The organism is Stutzerimonas stutzeri (assembly GCF_024448695.1).
Classification (GTDB): Bacteria; Pseudomonadota; Gammaproteobacteria; order Pseudomonadales; family Pseudomonadaceae; genus Stutzerimonas; species Stutzerimonas stutzeri_T.
The window spans coordinates 82,314-109,182 of record NZ_JAMOHY010000003.1 but is presented as its reverse complement, the minus strand read 5'-3'; the positions used below and the strand labels follow the sequence as shown (position 1 = coordinate 109,182).

The following is a 26,869-nucleotide window of genomic DNA, read 5'->3' as shown; positions in this document are numbered from 1 at the left end:
TTCACCCGTCTCGGGTGGATGGGCGCTCATTCATTGGTCGGAATGGGGCTGTTGCCCTGGGCTGCCAACGTGCCATTATCCGCCGCTGTCATATTTACCAGGCTCCGGATACCACTGCAGAGCAACTGATGATCGATCCCGCTCAAGCAACACCATCGGCGTCATCGGCCAAGGAGGACCGCACCGTTTTCAACTTCGCAGGCATTTCGCAACCGACCGAACGGACACGACTCCTCTATCAGGATTCGTGGGCTTGGCTGGTGCTCATGGTCCTTGCCAGCCTGTTCTGCGCAGGGCTGTTGTGGGGTGAGGTTTCAGCGCTGGAGCTGGGGATGTGGTCCGGCTGGACGCTGTTGCTGACGTTACTACGGCTGCAACAGGCGAGTGCCTTCGCAGGTGCTGCCACGATTGACCAGCAGCGCCCCTGGTGGCGTCACGCCTTTGTCGCGGGCAATGCCTTGACGGGGCTGACGCTCAGCTATGCCTTTGTTGCGCTGGTCCCCGGCGGCGGCTTCGTCCAGCAAGCCCTGCTCTATGGATCGCTCAGCGCGGTCATCATCATCGGCAGCATTGCCAGTGCCGTTTCCTGGCGAGACTTCCTTGCGCTTGCTCTGCCGGGCCTGTTGCCGTCGGGCACGGTGTTGCTGAGCAGTGATCAGGCGACGCTGCAGGGCTGGGGTGCGTTGCTGCTGATCGTCCTGCTGACGCTGTGCATGGTTGCCTGGCAGCTCAACCGACTGCTGATTGCACGACGCAATGATCTGCTGGACGGGCCGGGTGAGCCGGCCACCGCCCGGCCACCGCAGCATGCCGAGGCATGTCCTATCGACGGGTTGCAACAGCGGGTGGCGAGCACCCTGTTCGAGGCGGCGGGCGAAGGTATGGTCATCATGGATGCCGAATTCCGCCTGCTGGCTGTCAACGATGCCTGTTGTGCGCTCTCCGGCTACAGCCGCGAGGAGCTGGTTGGTCATCGACTGGCGCAGCTGGCCAGCAGCGAAAGCAGCCGTCAGCAATACGAAATGATGCGTACCGTGTTGCTGCGCGAGGGCTGCTGGCAGGGCGAGCTGATCAAGACCCGCAAGAGTGGTGAGGTCTACCCGCAATGGGTGCAGTTGCAGGTGGTGCGCGATGCCGAGGGTGGTGTCGTCAATGTGGTGGCCTTTCTCTCCGATCTGAGCGCCCGCCGCCAGGTGGAGGAGCGCCTGCGTTACCTCTCGCACTTCGACGAACTCACCGGGCTGGGCAATCGCAGCCTGCTTCTGGAGCGGCTCAATGGTGCCTGCGAGCGTGCACGTCACAGCAGTCGCGGCCTGGCGGTGCTCTATATCGACCTTGACCGGTTCAAGATTCTCAACGAAAGCCTGGGCCACGAAGTAGCCGACCGGCTGCTGTGTGAGGTCTCACGTCGCCTGTCACATACCTTCACCAGCGCCAACACCATTGCGCGGTTGTCAGGTGACGAGTTCGTGGTGCTGCTCGAAGGCTATGGCAGCCTCTCGACCCTGGCTCACAGTGGCAGTCGGCTGCTGTCGCGCATTGCCAAACCCATCATCGTCGACGGCCAGGAGCTGGTGATCGGTGCCTCCATCGGCGTCAGTCTGCTGCCTGACAATGCCCGCGACGCCACTTCGCTGCTGCTGCAGGCGAACATGGCGATGCGGCATGCCAAGCACCTGGGCGGCAATACCCTGCAGTTCTTCACCGAACGCCTGCGGGTTCCCAGCCTGGAAAATCTCAAGCTGGAAAATCAGCTGCGTCGCGCCATCGACGAGGGTCAGCTCGAAGTCTTCTATCAGCCACGGCTGAACCTGAAGGAGGGACGTCTCGACGCGGCGGAAGCGCTGGTGCGCTGGAATCACCCGCAGCAGGGGCTGATGGCGCCGGGTTACTTCATTGCGCTGGCCGAGGAAACCGGGCTGATCATTCCGCTGGGCGAGTTCGTCCTGCGCCAGGCCTGCCGTCAGGCACGCCAGTGGCAGCAAGACGGGCTGGCGCAGATTCGCGTGTCGGTGAACCTGTCGGTCAGGCAGCTCCGACAGGGCAATTTCGTCAGCCTGGTGCGCCAGGTGCTGGAAGAAACCGGCTTGCCGCCACAAATGCTCGAACTTGAACTGACCGAAAGCCAGCTGCTCGACGATATCGACAACGCCATCAGCATCAGCCGTCAGTTGCGTGCGCTGGGGGTGAAGCTGGCCATCGACGATTTCGGCACCGGCTATTCCTCACTCAGCTACCTCAAGCGTTTCCCGGTGGATTTCGTCAAGATCGACCGTTCCTTCATCTCCGAGCTGGAACAGTTCGGAGATGATGCGGCCATCGTCCGCGCCATCATTGCCATGGTGCACAGCCTGGAGCTGCAAGTAGTGGCCGAAGGCGTCGAAACCCAGGCGCAGCTGGACTTCCTCAGCGAACAGGGCTGCGACGAGATTCAGGGCTACCTGATCAGCCGCCCGGTGCCCGCCGAACAGTTTGCCGCGCTGCTGGCTGCTCCGTAGGGCGGATGCCGCTTTTTGCATCCTCCATGTCGCCACCGGTGGATCGCCACCCGGTGGACCGACAAAGAGCTATCCACCCTATAAACGTGCAGTTCGCGGCCTCACCTCCAATACCCAGTCACCATCCTCTTCCTGCGCGGTCGCCTGCAGCCGCAGCGGCCTCAACGCGACGAGATGCAGGGTCAGGCCGTGCTCGGCGGGTTGCACACGCCAGCGAATGCTCTGGCCATTCAACCTCATCTGTCCGGCACGTTCGCGGCCCTGGGCCTGCAACAGCAGGGTGTAGGCACCATCGAGGTTCCCCTCGCGATAGACCGCTGGCACATTGAAGCGCAGCCGCAGAGCATCCTCAAAGACTTGCACGTCGACCAGCCGTGCCGGTTCCGGCGTCGTCAGCCGTCCGATCATCATGCCCACCAGCAGTCCGATCAGCACCAGCGAGGCGAAAAAGCGCCGACGCAGGCGCGGTAGCGGGTCGTGCGCCGCAGGGCCGTCTGCCGCAGGATCACCTGCCGCAGTAGAATGCCCGCCGTTTTCAGATTCGGTGCCCGCCATGTTCCACGTGATCCTTTTCCAGCCGGAAATTCCGCCCAATACCGGCAACATTATCAGGCTCTGCGCCAATGCCGGCTGCAGCCTGCACCTGATCGAACCGCTGGGTTTCGAGCTGGACGACAAGCGCCTGCGCCGCGCCGGACTGGATTATCACGAATACGCACCGCTCAAGCGTCACACCGACCTGGAAAGCTGCCTGGCCAGTCTGGGCCAGCCACGCCTGTTCGGTTTCACCACAAAAGGCTCGCAGCCTTTTCATGAAGTCGCCTTCCAGCGCGGCGATGCCTTCCTGTTCGGCCCTGAGAGCCGAGGCCTGCCGGCGGAGATTCGCGACTCGCTGCCCATTGAACGCCGCCTGCGCCTGCCGATGCGTCCCGACTCACGCAGCCTGAACCTCTCCAACACGGTTGCCGTCGCCGTCTATGAAGCGTGGCGCCAGTTCGATTTCGCCATGGACTGATCCTGAACGTTAGGCCACGCACTACGTCGTAACTAGAACTCCAGCTCAAGAAGAAAGAGGAGATCGACGTGAGCCAGCCAACCTTCAAGCCCTACCACGCGCCTGCCGGTGGCTGGGGTTCGGCCTATTCGGTCGCCAACATCCTGATTCGCCAGAAGATCCCGCTCTCCGGCGCATCGCTGCTGCTCAAGCAGAACAAGCCCATCGACGGCTTCGCCTGTGTCAGTTGTGCCTGGGCCAAACCGCATCCGTCGCGACCTCTTTCCTTCTGCGAGAACGGCGCCAAGGCCACGTCTTGGGCAGGCGATCAGATCGAAGCGGTGACCGAGGTCGATGACGGCGTGCACCGCGCTGTCGGGCCACTGCGCGTAACCCCTTACGACATTCCCGAAGGCTGCTGCGCCGGCTACTACCCCGAATGCAATGTGCTGCTGCCGCTCTGGCACCACGCCAAACGCAGCAAGGTGCCGGCGGCGAAGTCGATTCCGATACGCTTGCGCAAGGTGATTGCCGCGGCCTGAAGCCGATCACCCATTCCGCCGCGCCTCGACCCTACGAAATTGTGCGTGCAGACAACGCAGCCCTGATCGGTTGAAAAGCCCGCAAGGCTCCCCCATATCCATCGAATTCGGGCATTCATCGCCCCGCTGCGTGGAGATTTTCCTTTGACCACCATCGTTTCAGTGCGCCGCAACGGCAAAGTCGTCATGGGCGGCGACGGCCAGGTTTCCCTGGGCAACACCGTCATGAAAGGCAATGCCAAGAAAGTCCGTCGCCTCTATCACGGCCAGGTGCTGGCCGGTTTTGCCGGCGCCACCGCCGATGCCTTCACCCTGTTCGAGCGCTTCGAAGGCCAGCTGGAAAAACACCAGGGCCACCTGGTGCGCGCCGCCGTCGAACTGGCCAAGGACTGGCGTACCGACCGGTCGCTGAGTCGCCTGGAAGCCATGCTGGCGGTGGCCAACAAGGACGCCTCGCTGATCATCACCGGCAACGGCGACGTGGTGCAGCCCGAGGACGACCTGATCGCCATGGGTTCCGGCGGCGGCTTCGCCCAGGCTGCAGCCATGGCGCTGATGCGCAAAGGCGGTGAAGAAATGTCCGCCCAGGAAATCGCCGAAACCGCGCTGAACATCGCCGGCAGCATCTGCGTCTTCACCAATCAGAACCTGACTATTGAGGAACTGGACAGCGCCATCTAAAGCGCGTCCGCTTCCGGAGTACCGAATATATGTCCATGACGCCCCGCGAGATCGTCCACGAACTCAACCGCCACATCATCGGCCAGGACGACGCCAAGCGTGCCGTCGCCATCGCCCTGCGCAACCGCTGGCGGCGCATGCAGCTCTCCGCTGAGTTGCGCCCGGAAGTCACGCCGAAGAACATTCTGATGATTGGCCCTACCGGGGTGGGCAAGACCGAGATCGCCCGTCGCCTGGCCAAGCTGGCCAATGCGCCCTTTATCAAGGTGGAAGCGACCAAGTTCACCGAAGTCGGCTATGTCGGTCGCGATGTCGAGTCGATCATCCGCGACCTGGCCGATGCGGCGCTGAAGATGCTGCGCGAGCAGGAAGTACAGAAGATGCGCCACCGCGCCGAAGATGCCGCCGAAGAGCGCATTCTCGATGCCCTGCTGCCACCGGCACGTCCCGGCTTCAATGAAGACCCGGCGCCCAGCAGCGACTCCAACACCCGCCAGCTGTTCCGCAAGCGCCTGCGCGAAGGCCAGCTGGATGACAAGGAAATCGACATCGAAGTCGCCGAAAGTCCGGCTGGCGTCGAAATCATGGCCCCGCCCGGCATGGAGGAAATGACCAGCCAGCTACAGAACCTCTTCGCCAACATGGGCAAGGGCAAGAAGAAAAGCCGCAAGCTGAAGATCAAGGAAGCCTTCAAGCTGGTGCGCGACGAGGAAGCCGCGCGTCTGGTCAACGAGGAAGAACTCAAGGCCCGTGCGCTGGAGGCCGTGGAGCAGAACGGTATCGTCTTCATCGACGAGATCGACAAGGTGGCCAAACGCGGCAACACCAGCGGCGCCGATGTCTCTCGCGAAGGCGTGCAGCGCGACCTGCTGCCGCTGATCGAAGGCAGCACGGTCAACACCAAGCTGGGCATGGTCAAGACCGACCACATCCTGTTCATCGCCAGCGGCGCCTTCCACCTGTCCAAGCCCAGCGACCTGGTGCCGGAACTGCAGGGTCGCCTGCCGATCCGTGTCGAACTCAAGGCCCTGTCGCCGGAGGATTTCGAGCGCATCCTTACCGAGCCGCACGCTTCGCTCACCGAGCAGTACTGCGCTCTACTCAAGACCGAGGGTCTGGCCATCGAATTCCTTCCCGACGGCATCAAGCGTCTGGCCGAGATCGCCTGGCAGGTCAACGAGAAGACCGAGAACATCGGCGCGCGCCGGCTGCATACGTTGCTCGAACGCCTGCTGGAAGAAGTCTCCTTCAGCGCCGGCGACCTGGCCGGCCAGCAGAACGGCGAGCCGATCCGCATCGACACCGCCTACGTCAACGAACACCTGGGCGAACTGGCGGCAGACGAAGATCTGTCGCGCTACATCCTGTAAAGCCATGTTCCATGGGCTGCAAATGCCCTGCTGCGATTTGGTAGGAGCGGGCTTGCCCGCGAGCTTTTGGCGACAGATACCATGCTGGCGTGAAAAGCTGAGCTCGCGGACGAGTCCGCTCCCACCGAGGCAGGGGCAGCCAGAGCGGCGCTGGACACGGTCTTCTTTAAGACCGATTCCGGGCCGCTCGAACATCCTCGCCCAGCCCTCATCCTCTTTCCCGGTTCAATCCCATGCGCATCCCCACTCAGATAAAACTCCGCAAGGCCTCGAAAACCCTGGAACTGGAATACGGACCCAACGAGCGCTACAGCCTGCCGGCCGAATTCCTGCGGGTGCACTCTCCCTCCGCCGAAGTGCAGGGGCACGGCAACCCGGTGCTGCAGACCGGCAAGGTCAACGTCGCCCTGGAAGGTGTGGAGCCCGCCGGGCAATACGCACTGAAACTGACCTTTAGCGACGGCCACGACAGCGGCCTCTATAGCTGGGACTACCTCGATCATCTGTCTCAGAACCAGCAACGACTCTGGGATGACTATCTCCAGGCGCTGGCCACAGCCGGCAAATCCCGCGACCCGGATATCTCGCCGGTCAAACTGATGCTCTGAAGCCGGAAAGAACCGGCTGGCGTCAAGCTGCGCTGGCGCATTTCGGTTTAGAATGCCCCGCACATTCTTCCGGTGACAGTGACATGACCGACCCTCGCAAAGAGCATGACGCAGAACCCACCACCCACTTCGGCTACAAGAACGTGGCGGAGAGCGAAAAAGCGCACAAGGTGGCCGAGGTTTTCCATTCCGTGGCCGCCAAGTACGACCTGATGAACGACCTGATGTCCGGCGGTGTGCATCGCCTCTGGAAGCGGTTCACCATCGAGCTGTCCGGCGCGCGTCATGGCAACCGTGTGCTGGATATCGCTGGCGGTACGGGTGATCTGGCACGCCAGTTCTCGCGCATCGTCGGCCCCACCGGCGAAGTGGTGCTGGCCGACATCAACGCCTCGATGCTCAGGGTCGGTCGCGACAAGCTGCTGGACAAGGGCGTGGCGGGCAATATCAGCTTCGTGCAGGCCGATGCCGAGAAGCTGCCCTTCCCGGACAACCATTTCGACGTGGTCACCATCGCCTTCGGCTTGCGCAACGTCACCCACAAGGAAGACGCCATCGCCTCCATGCTGCGGGTACTTAAACCCGGCGGACGGCTGCTGGTGCTGGAATTCTCCAAGCCCACCAACCAGCTGTTTTCCAAGGCCTACGACGCCTACTCATTCAGCCTGTTGCCGATGATGGGCAAGCTGATCACCAATGACGCCGACAGCTATCGCTACCTGGCCGAGTCGATCCGGATGCATCCGGATCAGGAAACCCTCAAGGGCATGATGGCCGACGCCGGCTTCGAGCGCGTCACCTATCACAACATGACCGGCGGCATCGTCGCCCTGCACCGCGGCATCAAGCCCTGATGCTGCAGCTTGCCGTGCTGGCCGCAGCCGAACGCGGCATCAACCGCGTGCTGCGCCTGGACCCGAGCGCCTTGCCGCGACTGGCACGGCTGAATGGTCGCGTTATCGAGATCGACTGCAGCGCACCCGCCTGGCGCCTGTTCGTGCTGGCCGATGGCGAAGGCCTGCGTCTGGCGTCCGAATGGGGCAGCAAGCCTGATTGCCGCCTGCGCGCACCGGCGTCGAGCCTGGCGCACCTGGCTTTGAGCCGCAACAAAACTGCCGTACTGCATGGTCCCGAAGTCGACATCGACGGCGACAGCGCCCTGCTGATGCACCTTGCCGAGGTGCTGCAGGATCTGGAGCTGGACTGGCAATACGAGGTATCACGCTGGCTCGGACCGGTCGCCACCCAGTTGCTCGACAGCAACCTGCGCGGACCGCTCGCCTGGGCCAGGCAGAGCAGCGACAGCCTGCGCCTGAACCTGGCCGACTACCTCAACGAGGAGTCCCGCACACTGGTCGGCAACAATGAAGCGCAAGCCCGCTTCGACGAACTCGACCGGCTCAAGCTGGCACTCGACCGCCTCGAAGCGCGGTTCGAACGCCTCACCCATTCCCTGCAACCAGATCAAGCCGAATGAAGCTGTTCGCCGCCACCCGCCGCCTGTTCCGCATCCTGCTGGTGGTGATTCGCTACCGCCTGGACGACCTTATCCTCGATCTGCCGATGCCCTGGTGGCTGCGCGCAAGCAGCTATCTGCTGCCCTGGCGCTGGCTGCCACGGCGGCCCAGCGAACTGTCCCGCGGTGCGCGTCTGCGCCTGGCGCTGGAGGGCCTGGGGCCGATCTTCATCAAGTTTGGCCAGATCCTCTCAACCCGTCGCGACCTGTTGCCGCTGGACATCGCCGAAGAGCTGGCGATGCTGCAGGACCGCGTACCGCCCTTCGATTCGGCCATGGCTATCACCTTGATAGAGCGCCAGCTGGGCGCGCCTGTAGGCGAAGTGTTCGCCCGCTTCGACAACAAGCCGCTCGCTTCCGCCTCGGTTGCCCAGGTGCATGCAGCGCAGTTGCGCAGCGGCGAGGAAGTCGTGGTCAAGGTGGTGCGGCCCAATCTCAGGCCCATCATCAATCAGGATCTGGCCTGGCTGTTCCTGCTGGCCAGAACCGCCGAGCGCGCCTCCATCGACGCCCGCCGCCTGCATCTGGTGGAAGTGGTCGAGGATTACGCCAAGACCATTCATGACGAGCTCGACCTGCTGCGCGAGGCCGCCAACGCCAGCCAGCTCAGGCGCAATTTCCAGGACTCACCGTTGCTTTACGTACCGCAGATTCACTGGGACTACTGCCGCTCGCAGGTCCTGGTGATGGAGCGCATCTACGGCGTACCGGTCACCGACATGGCCAGGCTGGCCGAGCAGCGCACCGACATGAAGCAGCTGGCCGAACGCGGCGTGGAGATCTTCTTCACCCAGGTGTTTCGCGACAGCTTCTTCCATGCCGACATGCATCCCGGCAACATTTTCGTCAGCACCCAGCAGCCGTGGAACCCGCAATACATCGCGGTGGACTTCGGCATCGTCGGCAGCCTGACGCCGGAAGACCAGGATTACCTGGCACGCAACCTGATGGCCTTCTTCAGGCGCGATTACCGCAAGGTCGCGCAGCTGCACATCGATTCAGGCTGGGTGCCAGCGGAAACCAAGGTCAACGAATTCGAGGCGGCGATCCGCACTGTCTGCGAGCCGATCTTCGAAAAACCGCTCAAGGACATCTCCTTCGGTCAGCTGCTGGTACGCCTGTTCCAGGTGGCGCGGCGCTTTAACATGGAAGTCCAACCGCAGTTGGTGCTGCTACAGAAGACCCTGCTCAATATCGAAGGCCTGGGCCGCGAGCTGTATCCCGATCTGGACCTGTGGAGCACTGGCCAGCCTTATCTCGAGCGCTGGATGCGCGAGCGCATGAGCCCCAAACAGGTGCTGAAGAATGTGCAGGGCCAGATCGAACAGATACCGCACCTGGCCGGCATGGCCCGCGAGCTGCTCGAACACATGTCGCAGCCCCACGCCAACAACCCGGCGCCACCCTGGCGTGAGCGTCACCACGGCTGGCCGCTGCGACTGATGGGCGCAGCCCTGCTCGCCGGCGGCGCTGTTCTGGCCACCGGTGCCGACTCCTTCATCGCCGTCGCCAGCTGGCCGGCCTGGATGATGCTGGGGGCCGGCGCGTACATCGTCGTGCGCCGATAGCCATGGCCGATCGGGGCTGGCACACTTGGCGGCATCTGCGGAGAAATCGATGAACTGGCTGGACGAAATCAAGTGGAACGCCGATGGCCTGGTTCCGGCCATCGCACAGGATTACAGAACCGGGCGCATCCTGATGATGGCTTGGATGAACCGCGAAGCGCTGACGCTCACCACGCAGGAAAACCGTGCCATCTACTGGTCGCGCTCGCGCGGCAAACTATGGCGCAAGGGCGAGGAATCCGGCCACATCCAGAAACTGCACGAACTGCGCCTGGATTGCGATGCCGACGTGATCGTGCTGATCGTCGAGCAACTGGGTGGCATCGCCTGCCATACCGGGCGGGAAAGCTGCTTTTACCGCGTATTCGAGAACGACGAATGGAAAAGCGTCGATCCGGTTCTCAAGGACCCGCACGCCATCTATGCGGAGCACAAGCATGAGTGACACCCTCACCCGTCTGGCCGAAGTTCTGGAGGCCCGCAAGGGCGCCGCACCGGACAGCTCCTACGTGGCCAGCCTGTACCACAAGGGCCTGAACAAGATTCTGGAAAAGGTCGGCGAGGAATCGGTGGAAACCATCCTGGCGGCCAAGGATGCCGCCGTCAGTGGCGACACCCGCGAGCTGATCGGTGAAACCGCCGATCTGTGGTTTCACAGCCTGGTCATGCTGGCCGCACTCGATCAGCATCCCCAGGCGGTACTCGACGAACTGGACCGCCGCTTCGGCCTTTCCGGACACGCGGAAAAAGCCGCGCGCCCGCACAACTGATTCATTTTTGGAGGTAGCACCATGGGTTTCGGTGGAATAAGCGTCTGGCAACTCCTGATCATCCTGCTGATCGTCGTCATGCTGTTCGGCACCAAGCGCCTCAAGGGCCTGGGCTCGGACCTGGGTGATGCGATCAAGGGCTTCCGCAAGTCGATGGGCACCGATGAGGAAAAGCCCGGCGTCGAAGAAAAGCAGAGCCACACCATCGATGCCGAGGCACGCAAGGTCGAAGAACCGACCAAGAAAGACTAGGGCTCTCCGATGTTCGATATCGGCTTCACTGAACTGCTCCTGGTAGGGTTGGTAGCCCTGTTCGTGCTTGGCCCCGAGCGCCTGCCCGGCGCGGTGCGCACAGCCGGATTGTGGGTTGGTCGCCTCAAGCGCAGCTTCAACAACATCAAGGCCGAGGTCGAGCGGGAGATCGGCGCCGACGAAATTCGCCGCCAACTGCATAACGAGCGCATTCTCGATCTTGAGAAGGAGCTGAAGGAGAGCATCATGCCGCCCTCCACCAGCGCCGCCCGAGCCCCGACCGAGTCGACTGAGCCCGCTAAACCGACCGAAACGGCCACGCCTGCCGAATCGCCCCCCGCTCCTCGCCAGGACAGATCCCCCGAACCATGAGCCACGATACTGGCACCGATCAGGAAATGCCGCTGATCGCTCACCTGACCGAACTGCGCAAGCGTCTGCTGCGCTGCGTAGTGGCGATACTGCTGCTGTTCGCCGGCCTGTTCTATTTCTCGCAACAGATCTACGCGCTGGTCGCCGCGCCCCTGCGTACATACTTGCCGGAAGGCGCGACCATGATCGCCACCGGCGTGGCCTCGCCATTCCTGACGCCGTTCAAGCTGACGCTGATGGTGTCGCTGTTCATGTCGATGCCGGTCATCCTGCACCAGATCTGGGGCTTTATCGCGCCCGGTCTGTACAAGCATGAAAAACGCATCGCCGTACCGCTGCTGATCTCCAGCATCATCCTGTTCTACGCCGGCATGGCGTTCGCCTATTTCGTGGTCTTCCCGATCATGTTCGGCTTCTTCGCCAGCGTGACCCCCGAAGGCGTGGCGATGATGACCGACATCGGCCAGTACCTGGATTTCGTGCTGACGCTGTTCTTCGCCTTTGGCGTGGCCTTCGAAATTCCGGTGGCGACCTTCCTGCTGATCTGGGTCGGCATCGTCGACGTGGCCACACTGCGCAAGAGCCGCCCCTATGTGATCGTCGGGTGCTTCGCCGTGGGCATGGTACTGACACCACCGGACGTATTCTCCCAAGCGTTGCTGGCCATACCCATGTGGCTGCTGTTCGAGGCCGGCGTGATCTGCGGCAGCATGATCAAGACGCGCGAAGCGGGTTTCCGCGGCGATGCCGATGAAGACAGGCCCGAGCGCGACCAGCCACCCGTTTCACGCCCGTGAATCTGATACTGCTGGAGCCGGCGGATTTCATCGACGCCGAGCGGGTGGTACTGCGTGACCGCCGACTGGCACACCTGCGTGAGGTCCACCGCGCCGAGGCTGGCGAAACCCTGCGCGTAGGCCGGCTCGGCGGCGAAATGGGTGAAGGCCGGTTGCTGCGTCTGGACAGCGCGTCAGCCGAACTGCAGGTCCGCTTCGATCAGCCACCCCCGCCCAAGCTGCCCATCACCCTGTTGCTAGCCCTGCCGCGCCCGAAAATGCTGCGCCGCGTGCTGCAGACAGTCGCCACCATGGGCGTACCGCGGCTGGTGCTGCTCAACAGCTATCGGGTGGAAAAGAGCTTCTGGCAGACGCCCTTCCTGGACCCTGCAGCCATTCGCGAACAGCTGATCCTGGGCCTGGAACAGGCGCGCGACACGGTGCTGCCCGAAGTGATCATCGAAAAGCGTTTCAAGCCTTTCGTCGAAGACCGCCTGCCGCAACTCGCCGCCGGCAGCCTGGGCCTGGTCGGTCATCCCGGTGATTTTCCGCACTGCCCACGGGCGGTGGAACACCCGGTGACGCTGGCCATTGGCCCCGAAGGCGGCTGGATTCCCTACGAAGTGGAAAAATTGGCCGAAGCAGGCCTCACCCCGGTGCAACTCGGCGAGCGCATTCTGCGCGTCGAGACAGCCGTCAGCGCTTTGCTGGCACGGCTGTTCTGAGGGGTTTGCCCGCGATTTCACAGCCATCTCGTCAGAATGCCAACCAGTACCGATGAACGTAATGCACGCAATGGGTGCAAATGGGTCAGAGCCTCTGAGTCCCACGAAGCAGAGCCTGCCATGCGCCCGATGACCATTGATCTGTACCGTCTGGAATACGCTTTGGATGCCCGCGATGCCTGCGCGCATTACCTCGATCTGGAAAGCGGCGATATCCGCGCCGTTTTCCCCGGCGAAGCACCGCCCAGCGCCAACGAGAAATACGACGTCCGGTCCGACCGTTACCTGCATATCGAACCGCTCGACCTGCCACAGTCCATCGCCATGCGCGAAGCCTTTTTGTTCGCCCAGCATGACCCCAGCGCCTATGCCGTGCTGAACACCGCACTGCGCGGGCGTAAACCGCTGCGCACCTTCGATTTCAAGCTGGAAGATTTTCCGGAGATACGCCAGGCATGGCTGGATTACCAGACTGTCCAGCTGCGCGAATACGCCATGAACTGGCTGCACGACAACGGGCTCGAGCCTTCCGGACGCTAGGCGTCAGCTTTCCAGCAGAAAGGTCACCGGCCCGTCGTTCTGCAGATGCACCTGCATATCGGCGCCGAAGCGACCGCAGGCGACCTGTGGATGCTGCTGACGCGCCTGGGCCAGCAGATATTCATACAGTTCTTCGCCCAGCATCGGCGACGCCGCGCTGGAGAAACTCGGTCGCAGCCCACTGCGAGTATCGGCAACCAGGGTGAATTGCGAGACCAGCAGCAAGCCGCCGCCGATATCGCTCAGCGAGCGGTTCATCCGCCCCTCTTCGTCTGCGAATACCCGATAGCGCAGCAGCTTGTGCAAAAGCTTGTCCGCCCGGGCACGGTCATCCTCACGCTCGACGCCGATCAGTGCCAGCAGCCCTTGATCTATGGCTCCAACGATCTCGCCAGCCACCTCGACCCGCGCCTGCCGCACGCGCTGAATCACTGCCCTCATCAGGCCTCCTCGGGCGGCAGGTCCAGCAGGCGATGGGCGATGACACTGGCGGCGCGCACCAGAGCGTCGCAATTGCCGGGCTCGCTGGCCGAGTGTCCGGCTTCACGGATGATCTGCAGTTCGCTGCCGGGCCAGGCTTCGTGCAGCTGCCAGGCATTCTCCAGCGGGCAGATGACATCGTAACGACCGTGCACGATGATCCCCGGCAGGTGCGCGATCTTGTGCATGTCACGCAGTAGCTGATCGGGCTCGAGAAAGCCCTGATTGACGAAGTAATGACACTCGATTCGCGCCATGGCCAGCGCCCGGTGAGTATCGGCGAAACGCTCCGCCACATCATGGCTGGGCCGTAGCGTAGCGGTCCGCCCTTCCCAGCAGGACCAGGCCTTGGCCGCATGCATCTGGGCGATCTGGTCGCTGCCGGTCAGGCGCCTGTAGAACGCCTGCATCAGGTCACCGCGTTCCTCCGAAGGAATTGGCGCGATGAAGTCCTGCCAGTAATCGGGAAACAGGCGGCTGGCGCCCTCCTGATAGAACCAGGAAAACTCGTGCGGTCGGCAGAGGAAGATGCCGCGCAGGATCAGCGCATGGACATGTTCGGGGTACGCCTGGGCATAGGCCAGCGACAGCGTCGAACCCCATGAGCCACCGAACAGCACCCATTTGTCGATCCCGAGAAATTCGCGGATACGTTGCATATCAGCGATCAAATGGGCCGTGGTGTTGTTTTCAAGACTCGCGTGAGGCGTCGAGCGACCGCAGCCGCGCTGATCGAAGGTGATGATGCGGTACAGGTTGGGATCGAAGAAGCGCCGACTCAGGGCGTCACAACCGCCACCGGGACCACCATGCACGAACAGCACGGGCAGGCCGTCCGGCGAACCGCTCTCGTCGACATACAGCACATGCGGCGCTTCGACCGCCAGCTCATGCCGCGCGTAGGGTTTGATCTCCGGGTGCAAGGTTTGCATGGCACACTCCCTTGGTTTGTACAGCGGGCGCGAGGGGCCGCCTGAGGTTTCCGGCATCATAACGAGGATCGAGGGGTTCGGCATGTCTGTATGGAAATTAGCCAGCATCACTGCAATGGCCATGCTGCTACTGGCTGGTTGCGGTCGCGAAGCCCCTGAGGCGGCGCTCGAATCAGCGGCAAGAACGCTGCAGGAAAGCATTGAGAACAGGGACACCGCGGCATTGCTGGCGCAGATTCATCCGGACTTTCGCGCCAATCAGAACCTGGACCGTGAATGGCTGCGGCGCACCGCCGCACTGATGTTTCTGCGGCATCGCAACGTGCGGGTACTGGCACTGAGCAGCGACAGCTGGCTCGATCCAAGCTACACCAGCAAGGGCCATAGCGAGGCACAGGTGGCGCTGACCGGCGCGCAGGGCCTAGTACCTGAACGCGTCGGGCACTACAGCGTCAGGCTCGAATGGTGGCTGGAAGACGGCGAATGGCTGCTGGCGCGGCTGGACTGGGATTGAGCGGTAGCGCCACCACGCCGGCCATTAGAAAATGAATGGGATAAAGCGCTTGCTGCGCTGCATGTAGCGCCGATAGCCCTCGCCGAAGTACGCCAGACATTCCTCCTCGTCGCGCAGCGCTGTCAGCCACAGGAACAGCGAGGCGGCCAGCGCCAGCAGCAAGCCAAGCAGCCCCGCCTGCTTGAAGAAAATGCCCCAGGCCAACAGCAGCAGCGAGCAGTACATGGGATGGCGGATATACCGGAAGATGCCCACCGTCACCAGCTGCGAGGTTTTCTCGAAGGCGAACAGTTCGTCATCGTCGCGCGCCTGATCGGTCTTGCCAACGCGCCGCAGCATGTACAGCCCGGCGACCAGAACGGCGATGGATACCTGCAGCAACACCCAGGACACCAGTTGATGCGGGGCATAGCGGTCATCGAACCAGACCGGACCGTTGAGCGCCAGCAACGCGAGGATCGCCACCCAAGCGAGAAAACGCGGAAAACCGTGCGAGCGAGGCTGGCGCAACGACGCCCGCGACAGCCAGGCCAGAATCAGCGTACCCAGCAGGAAAAAACCAGCCTGCAGCATCAATCATCTCCTTTGAGCAGTGCCCACCTGGGTGGACGGCCATGCCTGGAAGCCATCTGCTACACTTCCGGCCCGCCAATATTCTCGCAGCAGTCTTCACGATGGATCGAACCCAACTGCTCAGCCTGCTGCCGCATCAGGGACCCGCGCTCTGGCTGGACCGGGTGCTCGAACACGATCCCGGCGGCATCCGCGGCCTGAGCGCCTGGTCCCATCTGCAACCATTCGGTCCCGATGCTTCGCCCTGCCTGCTGTTCGAGGCGGCGGCGCAATTGTGCGGCGCGCATGGTGCCCTATACGGCGCTGGAAAATCCATCGAGATGGCCCTCGTGGGCAAGCTGAGCGCACTGCAGCTGCACCACGAACCCAGCGAGCGCAACGGTCTGCTGCTGGTGAGTGCGACGCAGGAAACGCTCAGCCCGACCGGCGCGCTCTACGCCTTCAGCATCCACAGCGGCGACCGACTGCTGCTCGATGGCCGCCTGCTGCTGGTTCTTGTTCATGCTTGAATTACGCGGCCTGGGCTTTCGCTATCCCGACACCGAGCACCCGGCGCTGGACGGCATCAATCTGCGTCTGGAAGCCGGCCAGTGCCTGGGGCTGCTGGGCAGCAATGGCGCAGGCAAGACCACCCTGCTATCGCTGATCGCTGGCCTGCGCCAGCCGCAGCAGGGTGAAATCCGCTGGCAGGGTGAGCGCAGCATCGGCCTGGTTCCACAGCAACCGGCCTTTCATGCTGGGCTGAGCGTGAAGGAAAACCTGCAGCTGTTCGCCGACCTCTACCGGCTGCGCGGAACCGAACGCAGCAACCGCCTGCAGCGCTGCATCCACGACACCCATCTGGAGTCACTGCTGGGAACTCGCGCCGCCCGGCTTTCCGGTGGTCAGCAACGCCGCCTCAACTTTGCCATCGGGCTGCTGCAGCCTGCTGCGCTGTATCTGTTCGACGAAGCCACAGTCGGTGTCGATATACATTCGCGCGAGCTGCTGCTCGGCGCCGTGCAGGGCCTGGCTGCCGACGGTTGCGCAGTGATCTACACCAGCCACTATCTGGAAGAGATCGAGCGTCTGGCGCAGCGGATCGTCCTGCTCGCCGAAGGCCAGGTACGTCTCGATCTGGACAAGCGCCAGCTGCTCGGCGATGACCATGGCCTGCTACTCGAATGGCCCACCGCGCCGCCAAGCGGCCTCGATGCACTGCTCGCGGAGTTGCAGCTCGAATGCCTGCCGACCACTCGTGGCTGCCGCATTGAGCGTATCGACGCCCCCCAGCTGGCCCGCCTGTGCCAGTTCATCGCCAGCCAACCGCAACTGCCCGACCTGCTGCGCTTCGGTCGGCCCTCGCTGGAACAGCTCTACCTGCACTTCAGCGGAGGTGCGCTGTGAGGTTACGGGCACTGGTGCGCAAGGAATTCCTGCTGCTGATCCGCGACCATCATGCACTGGGCGTGCTGTTTCTGATGCCGGCGCTGTTCGTGCTGCTGATGGCCTTCGCCCTGGCCGAGGTCAACCAGGATCGTCTGCCAGCCCTGGAGTTGGTTCTGGGAATTCCTCAGCCCAGTGAGGAAAGCGCCTTCTTTGCTGCCGCGCTGGATGAACAGCTGGGCGAAAGCCGGAGACTTGAAAGTACCGCCACTTCCGCCCCCCATCTTCGCCTGAGTCCGGCGTTCGCCGAGCAATTGCTGGACACCGAACAGGCCAGCCTGGGCCTGGTCTTCCCCGCCGCCACCGACGCCCTGAGCCGCCAGCGCGTGCGCGCCGCCGCCCATGCTGCACTGGCGCAGACGCGGCTGATGGCGTTTCTGCTGGACACGGGTGAACTCGACGCCGACTCGTCCCTGGCCGAACGCATGACGCTGATCCGGCAGCGCACCGAGGTTCGCATCGACGAGCAGGAACGCCTGGCCAGTGGCGCCCTCGACCAGCGCGCCAACGCCAGCCAGCACAGCGTGCCGGCCTGGCTGATCTTCGGCATGTTCTTCGTGATGTTGCCGATGGCCAACAGTTTCCAGCGCGAGCAGCAGAGCGGTACCCTGCTGCGCCTGCGCTGCCTGGGCGTGAACATGGGCACGCTGGCGCTGAGCAAACTGCTGCCCTATCTGGCGATCAATCTGCTGCAATTCGGCCTGTTGCTGGCCATCGGTGTCTGGGCACTCCCGCTGCTGGGCTTGCCCGGCCTGCACCTGCCCGGCAGCATCGCTGCCTGGCTACTGCTGGCCGGCAGCCTGGCCCTGGCGGCCTGCAGCCTGGGACTGGCCATCGCCAGCCTGGCGCGCAGCGGCGAGCAGGCGCTGATGTACAGCGGCGGCATCAACCTGATTCTGGCGGCCATCGGCGGCGTCATGGTGCCCAAAAGCGTGATGCCCGAGGCCATGGCCCGGCTGGCGGAGCTCTCACCCATGAGCTGGGGCCTCGATGCCTTTCTGGTACTGCTGGTCGGCCAGGGTTCGCTGACCGATGTTGCGCCCTGGTGCGCCCGCCTGCTGCTGTTCGCGGTGGGGGTGGGTGCGCTGGCGCTGTTCCTGTTTCTCAAACGACTGAACGACACGCAATGGACGACACACAACTAAAACAGGCGCTCAAGCAGTTGCTGATCCGCGAATGCGACAAGCAGGACGATATCGACTGGGAGAGTATCGCCGACGACGAGCCACTGTTCGGTCAGCAAAGCCGCATCCAGATGGACAGCCTCGACGCGCTGCAGGTGTCACTGGCTCTGCAACAGCATTACGGCGTACGCATCGAGGGCGCCAAGGATGGCCGGCGCATTCTCAACAGCATCGACAGCATTGCTGCCTTTATCAGGCTGACCTCGTGAAGCCGGTCTACCTGCAATCCGCTCAACTGTGCAGCGCCCTGGGCGAAAACCTGCAGGACGCTGCCCTTGCCTGCCATGAGGGTCGGCTGCCGCAGCCGAAGTGGTTCGAGCTGCACGAGCGCCATGAGCAACGTCCGTATCTGGCTGTTGCCGGCGCACCACTGGATCTGCGCCAGCGCCTGCAACAGCTGATCCGCACCAGCAGCGAGGGTGGCGCGCTGGACGACTGCCTGCTGATTCTTGCTTCAACCACGCTGGATATCGCGGCCATCGAGGCGCGGGTTGCAGCCGGTGAGGCAACCGGCAATCAGATGGCCCCGGCACTTGACGCCCTGGCCGAAGAGCTCCGTCGCGAGTGGGGTTTCGCCGGCGCCTTCACCCTCAATACCGCCTGCACCAGCGCCGCCAATGCACTGCTCTATGGCGCGCGGCTGATTGCCCGCAGCCACTACCGGCGCGCGCTGGTGGTGGCCTTCGAAACGCCCAGCGAAGTCACCCGGCAAGGCTTCGGAGTGCTGGAACTGACCAGTCCCAGCGCGGCCTATCGCCCTTTCCATGCCGAACGTGACGGCTTGATTCTCGGCGAGGCCTACGCCAGCGTGATGCTCGCCTGCGAACCCGGCCCGGCGCCCCTGGCACGGCTGTTGGGCGGTTTCAGCGCCTGCGACACCAGCAGCCTGACCAACACTGCCGAGGACGGCAGCCATATCGACTGGGTCATGCGTCGCGCACTGTACAGCGCAAAAACCAAGCCGGCGAAGATCGCCCTGGTCAAACTGCACGGCACTGCCACTCAGACCAATGATCTGGCTGAAAGCAACGGCATGCGCCGCACCTTCGCCCAGGCGCTGCCGCCGTTGTGCGTGCTCAAACCTTATCTGGGACACACGCTGGGCGCTTGCGGCCTCAGCGAAACCCTGCTGCTGCTGGAGAGTCTGCGCCAAGGCTCACTGCCAGGCTGCGATTACGCCGGACAGGCGCTGTTGCCACTGGCCGCCGAACCGCTGGCAGTAGCCGGCCACAGTCTGATGCTGGCCAACTATTTCGGCTTCGGTGGCAACAACGCCAGCCTGGTATTGCAAGGAATCACGCCATGAAGGTAATCGCCGCCAGCGAAGTCCGCTGTCGCAACCACAGCGACAGCGAACTCAAGGCAGCCCTGGGCAGTCACCTGCCCAACCCGCCACGGCGCACGGACCGCCTGACGCTGCTGGCACTGCTTGCTGCCGCGCCGCTGAAGGCGCATTTGCAGGCAGACACCGGGCTTTATCTCGCCGCCACCTACCCGGCGCGACAGAACATGTTCGCGCTGCTGGAGAACGTCTGCGCCCAACAGCGCTTGCCCAAGCCCTTCGAGTTCGTCAACAGCGTCAGCAATGCCGCAGGCTTTCATGTGGCACAACAACTGGGCCTGCAAGGGCCGAACCTGTTTATCGGTGCCGGCCCCCAGGTTTGGGGGCATCTGCTCGATCTGGCGGGCAACGACCTGGAACGGGCGCAGATCCGGCAGGGGCTGGTGCTGCTGGTCGACGAAGACGAGCAGGACGGATTCTGCGTCCAGGCGCTGGTGCTGGAGAATGGCGGCGATGCACTCAGCGCGCGGGATTTCGTGGCGCTGAGCGATTCAGTTGAGGTTGTGCGGCTGGAACTGGGCTCGTAGGGCCTCCGCTGTCAGCCTCATCGCCGGGTTACGCTTCGGTTAACACGACCTACAGCGGAGCTAGCGTCTGGCCCAGTCCGCCAGCCGCCGCACCAGTTCGCGCTCCTGCACGGCGATGCTTTCCAGCATCCCGGCGATGGCATTGAAGTCACTGTCGCCCTGCTTGTTGCGCGACTGGCGCACGCAAGCCGAGGCGAATTGGCGCCAGTCGTCACCGATGCGTGTCAGCTGCACGGCCATGTCGTTGAGCGCCGGATCGCCCAGCAACGCGCCGGACTCCTGCAAAAAGCTGGCGTACATGAAACGGAAGCCGGCGCCACCGGTGCCGATCTCTTCCTGCATGCGCACGATATGCGTGAGATAGAGGCGGTTGTACTTGGTCTGCACCGGATCAAGCCTGCGGATCTGCGCGGCCAGATGACGGATGCCGCGAATGCCGATCCAGGGCAGTGGCATGCCGTCGAGAATACGCGAGGTGGAAACCAGACTCTGTCGCACCAGGCGATCCCAATCCTGCTCAGCCGGTACATCCTCAACCCAGTACATCAGCCCCTTGGCGGCCAACGCGCCCTTGGCGAAACGGGCCTTCTGCAGATCAGCGCCGGCACAACGCACCGGCTCTTCGAATACAGGATCGCTGAGCAGGTAGTCGTCCCCATCACGGCCATAGGCCAGCAGATTGTGCGCGTTGAAGTGAAAGCGCATCTCCGGCGGGAAATAGGGCAACCAGAACACCGAACTCTGCAGGCCGGTCAGACGGCCTTCAGCCAGCGCGCGGTCCAGCGCCAGGCGACCCTGTTCCGGCTGGCGGAAGGTAGCGGTGTGCAGCCGCGCACCGAGGCGTTTGCTCAGCGTCTTGATGATGTGCTTCGGCGGCATCCGGTAGGCAATCAGCGGCATGCCGCCAAGCTTGACGATGGGCAGGTAGGCGAACGCCAGCCCGGAGGACAGGCCGAACGCCATCGGTTCGCTCATGGGCAGACCGGCGTGCGTCAGCAGATTGGCCATCACGCCGCTTTCGCAGTGAGCGCTCTGCCGATGCTGGAAGGTGCTCATCGCGGTAGCTCCTGCTGATAGCGGATCAGTTCGGCGACATCCAGGCCGAAGGCCTCGGCATAACGGGTCAGCTGCCCGGCAGACAACCGGCGATAGATGGCGGGCCGAAAATGCCGACGAATGCGCCACTGCCAGAAGCCGGTCACCTGCGCCAGCGCCGGCTCGTCGAGACGATAGCGGTACATCAGGCATTTGAGCGGCGAGGCCTGCCCGCTGCGCCATTCGGTCAGGGCCTGGGCTTCCTGCTCTTCGAGCTGCGCCACGGCCAGTTGCGTGGAATAGGACTCCGGCTCCCAGCCAGCGCTCTGCGTACCGCAGTAGCGGCCCTGCTCGTCGACGGCGTAGAGCAGTTTGCTATGGCCACCGTAGCTGCTGTTGGGGTCCTGCGGGACCTCGTCAAGCTTCATCCGATACGCCCTGGACCACGGTCATGTGCAGAAAGGCGCTGGAGAAGCGGCCACTTTCCGGGACATAACCCAGCAGCCGCTGGCCGGCCCGGAGCTGGCCGCTGTGGAACAGCTCGTCAAGCATGATGAAAAAGGAGGCCGCGCCGGTATTGCCCTTGCGCGTCAGGTTGGTGAACCAGCGCTGCAGGGGAATGGCAAAGCCGATACGGGCCAGGCCTTCGGCCAGGCGATCACGGAAGAACTCGGAGGAATAGTGCGGCAGGAACCAGTCGATGTCCTCGGCGCGGATATCCCGGCGCCTGCGGATGCGCTGCAGTGCCTGCTCCACGGTGACCTCGACGATGTTCTCGTTGAGCAGTTTGACGTTCTGCTTGATGGCCATCACTGAACGGCGATTACGCTCCTGCGCAGACATGCAGCTCCAGCCCACCAGCTGCTCGCCCTCCATGTGTGCACCGGCATACATGCAGGCCGGGAATTGATCGGCGAAGGACAGGATATCGATCCAGTCGATGCGCAGGCTCAGGCCATTGGGGTTGGGGCGGTCTTCCAGCCAGACCGCGCCGGCGCCGTCAGAGAGCATCCAGCGCAGGAAGTCCTTCTCGAAGGCCAGCTCCGGACTGCGTTCCAGATCCTCGGCGGCGCTATCGATTTCCGCCGTGAAATTGCGTGCGTGCATCAGCGCCGAAGCGACTTCCGAGCCGCAGGCCACGGCGTTGCGGCTCTCGCCACTGGCCACGTTGAGCCAGGCGTATTTCAGCGCACTGACGCCGCACAGGCAGATGCCGGCAGTCGTCACCACCTCGCAGGGTGGATTGCCCAGCTCGCCATGCACCATCACCGCATGGCCCGGCAGGGTCTGGTCCGGCGAGGAGGTGGCGGCCACCAGACACTGGATATCCTGCAGTTCAGCGGGGCCGACCAGGCCGCGAATGGCCTCGGCAGACAACTGCGCATTGGTCATGCTCGGCTTGCCCGTGAGCGGATCGATCACGTAGTGACGCTGACGTATGCCGTTGCGGCGCAACACGATGGAGCGCGCCCGCGAAGGCCGGTCACCCACCTGACCGAGACGGGCTTCCATCTGCTCGTTGCTGACCGGATCGTGCGGCAGGCAAGTACTGATGCGGGTGATGTAGACGGGATTTACCAAGGGAATCAGTCCTCGAAACGCTCTCTCACTCGCCGGACGGCGCAGCAAAGTAGGCCTTTTCTCGCTGGATCCGGGCGCGGGTCAGCGGGGCGAGCAGCTTTTTCAGCAAGGCGGTGATCGGCACCACGGTGATGATCAGGCTCAACAGAAAAACGATATAGACGATCAGCCCGACGCGACGGCGCCGGCTGTGCTGCGGGCCGAGGGCCGCCAGCAGCGTACCCCAGGCCTTGAAACTACGGGCGCCTACACGCTCACTGGCAATCAGTTTTTCATCAATTCGTACCGCACCCAGGCCGCGCAGCATCGGCTGCTCAACAGGCCCGCTCAGCGCCAGACGCTCGCCGATGGCCACGCCAAAACGCCGCGCGCCGGCAATTTCCGCCTCGCTGATACCGGCCTTGGGCACCCAGGGAAACGCTTTCTGGCGACCGGTGAACATCCACAGCGGCGTGGCGAGGAAACTCGCCGCGCTGCCACATTCATCGGTCAGCACGATGTTGTCCACCAGTCGCGCACCCAGCGCATCCAGACGTGCCTTGAGCTTTTCCTGGGCCATCAGCCACATGTTGCGGCAACCGATCAGCGTGACCACCGGCGTATCGTTTAGCAGTTGCGCCGCTTCAGGCGAGGCGAGAAAGCTGGTGATGGGCCGTGAGGGCGAAAGGAACCAGACCTGATAGGCGAGGATCACCAGGTCATAGCGCTTGGCCTTGTCCACCTGCAACGGTTGCAGGGGCTCCGGACGCATCAGCACGGTTTCGGGGAAGACGCTGAAAAAGGTGAGAAAGGGCCAGGGAAAGGGATAAGGTGTGGCCGGCTGCACAGGCAGGAAATCCACCTGCAGATCGTCACGCACCAGCAGCGGCGCACAGACGGACTGCACCAGCCGTCCAAGCTGCCCTGTTTGCGAATAGTGAACGACCAAGACCTGGCGCATTGAAACTTCTGTCACCGAAAATGGTCGCGATTATGCCACAGCATGTAAAACAGAATGTAACGCGCGCCTGGCTCATTGCAGGCCTTGTGACGACCGGCATGGGCGCAGCGCAAGCAACAGACATTCAATTGCAGACCGCGCCGGTGGAGCAGGGCCTCTTTTATGCCGAGCTGCATGCAGCCACGGCAGAACACTGGAACGCTCCGCTGCGGCACATCAGCGGCGGCCTTGAGGAACTGGTGTTTACCGATGTCCCGCCCGGACGCTATGCCGTACAGCTATTCGTCGACCTGAACGGCAACGGCCAGCTCGATCTCAGCCCCAGGGGCATACCGCGCGAACCCGTGGGCTTCTCCGGCAACGCGCGTCTGAGCAGGGGAAAGCCCGAGCCGCAAGGCTGCGCCTTCGAACATGACGACCGTGACAGTCTGGTGCAGATCAAATTACACCGGGGTGGCTCGAATCACCCGCTGGAGTGAATGCAGCATCAGCCCGCCTCGCCTCGCCAGATCAGCCCACCGGTGTCGTAGCCACGCTTGCGCGCCTCGTCGAGCAGACGATCACGTGTCGCCGCATCGAGCTGCACGTCGCGTGACAGTAGCCAGAGAAACTCCCGATCCGGACTGCCCACCAGCGCGACGCTGTAGTCCTGATCCAGGTAGAGTACCCAGTAGTGGCCCTTGGTCAGGCCGGGGAAGAGATTGCTGAACCAGTTGTCAAAGCGCACCCAGAGCCTGTCGGTACTGCCCGGCTGCTGCGGCTCCGCCTCACCTCTGGCCTCCTTCCACTCACCGCTTGTGGTTTCGCAGCGGTTGACCACCTCGACATTGCCATTATCCAGCAGGCTGTAGCGGGCCTCGGACCTGATGCAGTCACGCTGGAAGAACATCGGCAAACGCGCCTGCTCGTACCAGATGCCCTGGTAGCGCTGCAGGTCGACATTGCCCACGGTGGACGGTGCGTCATCGACACTTTTGGAGCCGGAACAACCGGCCAGCAGGACGGCGCTCAGAAGAACACTGGCGATACGCATGCTTCTCTCCCAATCGAATGCGATTTGAACTATTTCAGACCCTGGCCGGAAAACATCATGACCTTGTCTCCGGCGAACTGGATGCTGATAAACCGATGCTTGGCGCCCCAGGTACAGCTGGACATGCCCAGCGCACCGGCGCACTCGCCCGGCTTGCCGAGAAACGCTTCCACCTGCTGTCGCGACATCCCGGCTTCGAGTTTGGCGAAGTTTTCCTGAGTGACCGGACTGCAGCCGGCAAGGGCCAACAGCGCGACCAGCATTCCTGCATAACGCAATGACATAGAGCACCTCCCAAGGCTGCAGCGCAGTATAGACAAGTGTCTCGCGTGGCTGCCGAGCTGATGGCGCCTGCCATCAGACCTCACTGATCACGCTTTGTCGCAGCATCTGCCAAAGGTCTTAACGTCCCGGCTGCGGGCGAAAGCCCGGTATTGCGGTGGGACGGTCCGTCCGGGTGGCCGGCATCGTGCAGTTGAGATCGCGAAACGGCTGCTCACTAAGGCGCTCCCAGCCATGCCCGGGCGAGGTTTGCCGGCAAATGACTGTGCCGTCGGTCTTGCTTTGCCACTGGTAATAGGGCGCCGGGGCGGCATTCGCCAATAGCGGGAATGCCAGGCTGAACGCGAGAAGCAGTGCACGCATGGTCGGGCTTCGCTGGAAAGGGCTGCCCCACTGTAGCGCTGTCAGCCTATTGCACAAGCACATCCCGGCACCCACTACCGGACGGGAGTATCGCCAACCGCCTGCGTGGGCGCATTTTCGCCGACGCATGAAGCCGAATAGGCGGATTCCTGCCGATCAAACCGGCTTTTATCGTCGCAAACCCTTCAGCCTCCATGCAAACAGCACTGGCACGGCTCCTGCAGTGCATCTGTGCTCGATGCGATGCCAATGACAACAAGGTTGCAGCGATACACCTGCCTGGGGGATGCCCCGACACCATCGCCCCTCTGCTTGTCCTCTCGGCTTCTGCCTCCTCTACCGAGAGCAATCGTCTATCGTGAGTGCTGCACCAACCAATAAAAACGAAACGGAGATCCACCATGAGACTGACCAAAAGCCTGGGCCTGCTCGCTGCAGCAGTAGCGTTCACCGCCAGCACGGCGGCTGTCGCTGCGCCGACCTTCATCAATATTCTCACTGGCGGCACCAGCGGCGTGTACTACCCGATCGGCGTGGCCCTGTCGCAGCAGTACAACAAGATTGACGGTGCCAGGACATCCGTTCAGGCCACCAAGGCCTCGGTGGAAAACCTCAACCTGCTGCAGGCCGGTCGCGGCGAGCTGGCCTTCTCCCTGGGTGATTCGGTTGCCGACGCCTGGAACGGTGTCGAGGACGCCGGCTTCAAGGCGCCACTCAAGCGCCTGCGCGCCATCGCCGGCACCTACAACAACTACATCCAGATCGTGGCCAGCAAGGAATCCGGCATCCAGACGCTGGACGACCTGAAGGGCAAGCGCATCTCCGTCGGCGCACCGAAGTCCGGCACCGAACTCAATGCCCGCGCGATCTTCAAGGCCGCCGGCCTGGACTACAAGGACATGGGCCGTGTCGAATTCCTGCCCTACGCCGAGTCGGTCGAGCTGATCAAGAACCGTCAGCTGGACGCCACCCTGCAGTCTTCGGGCCTGGGCATGGCCGCCATCCGCGACCTGGCCAGCACCATGCCGGTGGTCTTCGTCGAGATTCCGGCCGATGTGGTCGAGAAGATCGAGAGCGATGCCTACCTGGCGGGCGTGATCCCGGCCGGCACCTACGACGGTCAGGACGCCGACGTACCCACCGTGGCCATCACCAACATCCTGGTCAGCCATGAGAAGGTCTCCGATGAAGTGGCCTACCAGATGACCAAGCTGATGTTCGACAACCTGTCGGCACTGGGCAACGCCCACTCCGCAGCCAAGGACATCAAGCTGGAAAACGCCACCAAGAACCTGCCGATCCCGCTGCACCCGGGTGCCGAGCGCTTCTACAAGGAAGCCGGGGTTCTGCAGTAACCCAAGCGCTGACAGACGGACGGAGCAGGCCCCAGCGCCTGTTCCAGTCCGCTCCTTGTAGCAGCAGGCTTGCCCGCGTTGCCTCGTTGGC

Annotated in this window: 36 protein-coding genes; 25 read left to right on the top strand and 11 right to left on the bottom strand. The window is 63.1% G+C overall.

Annotation, left to right across the window (positions count from 1 at the left end):
- The first annotated feature begins 128 nt into the window (after positions 1–128).
- Complete coding sequence (locus NAV32_RS04525; protein WP_256051606.1) at positions 129–2,498, top strand: putative bifunctional diguanylate cyclase/phosphodiesterase; 2,370 nt, start codon at positions 129–131, stop codon at positions 2,496–2,498.
- 78 nt (positions 2,499–2,576) lie between these two features.
- Here the strand turns inward: NAV32_RS04525 and NAV32_RS04520 are convergent, their stop codons facing one another.
- Positions 2,577–3,053 carry a hypothetical protein gene (locus NAV32_RS04520; protein ID WP_256051605.1) on the bottom strand — a complete coding sequence of 159 codons (477 nt, stop codon included), beginning with the start codon at positions 3,051–3,053 and terminating at the stop codon, positions 2,577–2,579.
- Here NAV32_RS04520 and trmL point away from each other — a divergent pair.
- The 15 genes from trmL to NAV32_RS04445 all read left to right on the top strand — a co-directional run bounded on the left by trmL (position 3,052) and on the right by NAV32_RS04445 (position 13,212).
- A complete protein-coding gene (gene trmL / locus NAV32_RS04515; protein ID WP_256051604.1) occupies positions 3,052–3,513 on the top strand; it encodes a tRNA (uridine(34)/cytosine(34)/5-carboxymethylaminomethyluridine(34)-2'-O)-methyltransferase TrmL in 462 nt (153 codons plus the stop codon). The two genes, NAV32_RS04520 and trmL, sit on opposite strands and share 2 nt — an antisense overlap.
- Positions 3,514–3,581: 68 nt before the next feature.
- On the top strand, positions 3,582–4,034 hold the full coding sequence (locus tag NAV32_RS04510; protein WP_256051603.1) for a hypothetical protein: 453 nt from the start codon (positions 3,582–3,584) through the stop codon (positions 4,032–4,034).
- Between the two features lie 144 nt (positions 4,035–4,178).
- The gene (gene hslV / locus NAV32_RS04505; RefSeq protein ID WP_256051602.1) at positions 4,179–4,715 is read left to right on the top strand and encodes an ATP-dependent protease subunit HslV; all 537 of its coding nucleotides are present in this window, start codon (positions 4,179–4,181) and stop codon (positions 4,713–4,715) included.
- A gap of 29 nt (positions 4,716–4,744) precedes the next feature.
- The gene (gene hslU / locus NAV32_RS04500) at positions 4,745–6,085 is read left to right on the top strand and encodes an ATP-dependent protease ATPase subunit HslU (protein ID WP_256051601.1); all 1,341 of its coding nucleotides are present in this window, start codon (positions 4,745–4,747) and stop codon (positions 6,083–6,085) included.
- 233 nt (positions 6,086–6,318) lie between these two features.
- Positions 6,319–6,693 (top strand): gamma-butyrobetaine hydroxylase-like domain-containing protein, encoded by a 375-nt coding sequence (locus tag NAV32_RS04495; protein ID WP_256051600.1) that lies wholly within the window; start codon positions 6,319–6,321, stop codon positions 6,691–6,693.
- A gap of 83 nt (positions 6,694–6,776) precedes the next feature.
- Positions 6,777–7,547, top strand: a complete 771-nt coding sequence (gene ubiE / locus NAV32_RS04490) for a bifunctional demethylmenaquinone methyltransferase/2-methoxy-6-polyprenyl-1,4-benzoquinol methylase UbiE (protein WP_256051599.1) — start codon at positions 6,777–6,779, stop codon at positions 7,545–7,547.
- A complete protein-coding gene (locus NAV32_RS04485) occupies positions 7,547–8,170 on the top strand; it encodes a ubiquinone biosynthesis accessory factor UbiJ (protein ID WP_256051598.1) in 624 nt (207 codons plus the stop codon). Before ubiE ends, NAV32_RS04485 begins: the two co-directional genes overlap by 1 nt.
- Positions 8,167–9,777 carry a ubiquinone biosynthesis regulatory protein kinase UbiB gene (gene ubiB, locus NAV32_RS04480; RefSeq protein WP_256051597.1) on the top strand — a complete coding sequence of 537 codons (1,611 nt, stop codon included), beginning with the start codon at positions 8,167–8,169 and terminating at the stop codon, positions 9,775–9,777. Before NAV32_RS04485 ends, ubiB begins: the two co-directional genes overlap by 4 nt.
- A 25-nt stretch (positions 9,778–9,802) precedes the next feature.
- Positions 9,803–10,222: a phosphoribosyl-AMP cyclohydrolase gene (gene hisI, locus NAV32_RS04475; protein ID WP_256051596.1), complete on the top strand. Its 420-nt coding sequence runs from the start codon at positions 9,803–9,805 to the stop codon at positions 10,220–10,222.
- Complete coding sequence (locus tag NAV32_RS04470) at positions 10,215–10,547, top strand: phosphoribosyl-ATP diphosphatase (RefSeq protein ID WP_256051595.1); 333 nt, start codon at positions 10,215–10,217, stop codon at positions 10,545–10,547. The genes hisI and NAV32_RS04470 overlap by 8 nt, the downstream gene beginning before the upstream one ends.
- Before the next feature lie 21 nt (positions 10,548–10,568).
- The gene (tatA, locus tag NAV32_RS04465; RefSeq protein WP_256051594.1) at positions 10,569–10,799 is read left to right on the top strand and encodes a twin-arginine translocase TatA/TatE family subunit; all 231 of its coding nucleotides are present in this window, start codon (positions 10,569–10,571) and stop codon (positions 10,797–10,799) included.
- Between the two features lie 9 nt (positions 10,800–10,808).
- Positions 10,809–11,171, top strand: coding sequence for a Sec-independent protein translocase protein TatB (gene tatB / locus NAV32_RS04460; RefSeq protein WP_256051593.1), 363 nt, complete (start codon positions 10,809–10,811; stop codon positions 11,169–11,171).
- Positions 11,168–11,968 (top strand): twin-arginine translocase subunit TatC, encoded by an 801-nt coding sequence (gene tatC, locus NAV32_RS04455; RefSeq protein WP_256051592.1) that lies wholly within the window; start codon positions 11,168–11,170, stop codon positions 11,966–11,968. Before tatB ends, tatC begins: the two co-directional genes overlap by 4 nt.
- A complete protein-coding gene (locus NAV32_RS04450; protein WP_256051591.1) occupies positions 11,965–12,672 on the top strand; it encodes a 16S rRNA (uracil(1498)-N(3))-methyltransferase in 708 nt (235 codons plus the stop codon). Before tatC ends, NAV32_RS04450 begins: the two co-directional genes overlap by 4 nt.
- Positions 12,673–12,792: 120 nt before the next feature.
- Positions 12,793–13,212 carry a UPF0158 family protein gene (locus NAV32_RS04445; RefSeq protein ID WP_256051590.1) on the top strand — a complete coding sequence of 140 codons (420 nt, stop codon included), beginning with the start codon at positions 12,793–12,795 and terminating at the stop codon, positions 13,210–13,212.
- A 3-nt stretch (positions 13,213–13,215) separates the two neighbouring features.
- On the opposite strand, the gene dtd is transcribed toward NAV32_RS04445, so the two are convergent.
- Both dtd and pip read right to left on the bottom strand, forming a co-directional pair.
- On the bottom strand, positions 13,216–13,653 hold the full coding sequence (gene dtd, locus NAV32_RS04440) for a D-aminoacyl-tRNA deacylase (RefSeq protein ID WP_256051589.1): 438 nt from the start codon (positions 13,651–13,653) through the stop codon (positions 13,216–13,218).
- Complete coding sequence (gene pip, locus NAV32_RS04435; protein ID WP_256051588.1) at positions 13,653–14,624, bottom strand: prolyl aminopeptidase; 972 nt, start codon at positions 14,622–14,624, stop codon at positions 13,653–13,655. Before pip ends, dtd begins: the two co-directional genes overlap by 1 nt.
- An 82-nt stretch (positions 14,625–14,706) precedes the next feature.
- Here pip and NAV32_RS04430 point away from each other — a divergent pair, with 82 nt between their 5' ends.
- A complete protein-coding gene (locus NAV32_RS04430; protein ID WP_256051587.1) occupies positions 14,707–15,138 on the top strand; it encodes a hypothetical protein in 432 nt (143 codons plus the stop codon).
- Positions 15,139–15,162: 24 nt separating this feature from the next.
- On the opposite strand, the gene NAV32_RS04425 is transcribed toward NAV32_RS04430, so the two are convergent.
- Positions 15,163–15,711 (bottom strand): methyltransferase family protein, encoded by a 549-nt coding sequence (locus tag NAV32_RS04425; RefSeq protein WP_256051586.1) that lies wholly within the window; start codon positions 15,709–15,711, stop codon positions 15,163–15,165.
- A 101-nt stretch (positions 15,712–15,812) separates the two neighbouring features.
- Between NAV32_RS04425 and NAV32_RS04420 the strand changes: the two genes are divergently transcribed.
- The 6 genes from NAV32_RS04420 to NAV32_RS04395 are packed head-to-tail and all read left to right on the top strand — an operon-like array spanning position 15,813 to position 20,189.
- The gene (locus tag NAV32_RS04420; RefSeq protein ID WP_256051585.1) at positions 15,813–16,220 is read left to right on the top strand and encodes a beta-hydroxyacyl-ACP dehydratase; all 408 of its coding nucleotides are present in this window, start codon (positions 15,813–15,815) and stop codon (positions 16,218–16,220) included.
- Positions 16,213–17,097: an ABC transporter ATP-binding protein gene (locus NAV32_RS04415; RefSeq protein ID WP_256051584.1), complete on the top strand. Its 885-nt coding sequence runs from the start codon at positions 16,213–16,215 to the stop codon at positions 17,095–17,097. Before NAV32_RS04420 ends, NAV32_RS04415 begins: the two co-directional genes overlap by 8 nt.
- Positions 17,094–18,281: an ABC transporter permease gene (locus NAV32_RS04410; protein ID WP_256051583.1), complete on the top strand. Its 1,188-nt coding sequence runs from the start codon at positions 17,094–17,096 to the stop codon at positions 18,279–18,281. The genes NAV32_RS04415 and NAV32_RS04410 overlap by 4 nt, the downstream gene beginning before the upstream one ends.
- The gene (locus NAV32_RS04405) at positions 18,263–18,529 is read left to right on the top strand and encodes an acyl carrier protein (protein WP_256051582.1); all 267 of its coding nucleotides are present in this window, start codon (positions 18,263–18,265) and stop codon (positions 18,527–18,529) included. Before NAV32_RS04410 ends, NAV32_RS04405 begins: the two co-directional genes overlap by 19 nt.
- Positions 18,526–19,626, top strand: coding sequence for a beta-ketoacyl synthase N-terminal-like domain-containing protein (locus tag NAV32_RS04400; RefSeq protein WP_256051581.1), 1,101 nt, complete (start codon positions 18,526–18,528; stop codon positions 19,624–19,626). Before NAV32_RS04405 ends, NAV32_RS04400 begins: the two co-directional genes overlap by 4 nt.
- The gene (locus NAV32_RS04395) at positions 19,623–20,189 is read left to right on the top strand and encodes a hypothetical protein (protein WP_256051580.1); all 567 of its coding nucleotides are present in this window, start codon (positions 19,623–19,625) and stop codon (positions 20,187–20,189) included. The genes NAV32_RS04400 and NAV32_RS04395 overlap by 4 nt, the downstream gene beginning before the upstream one ends.
- Positions 20,190–20,249: 60 nt before the next feature.
- Here NAV32_RS04395 and NAV32_RS04390 read toward each other — a convergent pair whose 3' ends face one another.
- Genes NAV32_RS04390 through NAV32_RS04375 form a run of 4 tightly spaced genes read right to left on the bottom strand, consistent with a single transcriptional unit; the run spans position 20,250 to position 23,745 of the window.
- Positions 20,250–21,245, bottom strand: a complete 996-nt coding sequence (locus NAV32_RS04390; RefSeq protein ID WP_256051579.1) for a BtrH N-terminal domain-containing protein — start codon at positions 21,243–21,245, stop codon at positions 20,250–20,252.
- Positions 21,242–21,652: a hypothetical protein gene (locus NAV32_RS04385; protein ID WP_256051578.1), complete on the bottom strand. Its 411-nt coding sequence runs from the start codon at positions 21,650–21,652 to the stop codon at positions 21,242–21,244. The genes NAV32_RS04390 and NAV32_RS04385 overlap by 4 nt, the downstream gene beginning before the upstream one ends.
- Positions 21,642–22,805 (bottom strand): beta-ketoacyl-ACP synthase III, encoded by a 1,164-nt coding sequence (locus tag NAV32_RS04380; RefSeq protein WP_256051577.1) that lies wholly within the window; start codon positions 22,803–22,805, stop codon positions 21,642–21,644. Before NAV32_RS04380 ends, NAV32_RS04385 begins: the two co-directional genes overlap by 11 nt.
- A 25-nt stretch (positions 22,806–22,830) precedes the next feature.
- On the bottom strand, positions 22,831–23,745 hold the full coding sequence (locus tag NAV32_RS04375; RefSeq protein WP_256051576.1) for a dialkylrecorsinol condensing enzyme: 915 nt from the start codon (positions 23,743–23,745) through the stop codon (positions 22,831–22,833).
- Between the two features lie 98 nt (positions 23,746–23,843).
- Between NAV32_RS04375 and NAV32_RS04370 the strand changes: the two genes are divergently transcribed.
- On the top strand, positions 23,844–24,224 hold the full coding sequence (locus NAV32_RS04370) for a DUF2141 domain-containing protein (RefSeq protein ID WP_256051575.1): 381 nt from the start codon (positions 23,844–23,846) through the stop codon (positions 24,222–24,224).
- 8 nt (positions 24,225–24,232) lie between these two features.
- Here the strand turns inward: NAV32_RS04370 and NAV32_RS04365 are convergent, their stop codons facing one another.
- The 3 genes from NAV32_RS04365 to NAV32_RS04355 form a co-directional block, all read right to left on the bottom strand.
- On the bottom strand, positions 24,233–24,778 hold the full coding sequence (locus NAV32_RS04365; RefSeq protein WP_256051574.1) for a lipocalin family protein: 546 nt from the start codon (positions 24,776–24,778) through the stop codon (positions 24,233–24,235).
- A 29-nt stretch (positions 24,779–24,807) separates the two neighbouring features.
- Positions 24,808–25,062, bottom strand: a complete 255-nt coding sequence (gene bamE, locus NAV32_RS04360) for an outer membrane protein assembly factor BamE domain-containing protein (RefSeq protein ID WP_256051573.1) — start codon at positions 25,060–25,062, stop codon at positions 24,808–24,810.
- Positions 25,063–25,180: 118 nt separating this feature from the next.
- Positions 25,181–25,423: a hypothetical protein gene (locus NAV32_RS04355; protein WP_256051572.1), complete on the bottom strand. Its 243-nt coding sequence runs from the start codon at positions 25,421–25,423 to the stop codon at positions 25,181–25,183.
- Between the two features lie 401 nt (positions 25,424–25,824).
- Here NAV32_RS04355 and NAV32_RS04350 point away from each other — a divergent pair, with 401 nt between their 5' ends.
- Positions 25,825–26,778: a TAXI family TRAP transporter solute-binding subunit gene (locus tag NAV32_RS04350; protein WP_256051571.1), complete on the top strand. Its 954-nt coding sequence runs from the start codon at positions 25,825–25,827 to the stop codon at positions 26,776–26,778.
- Positions 26,779–26,869 lie beyond the last annotated feature (91 nt).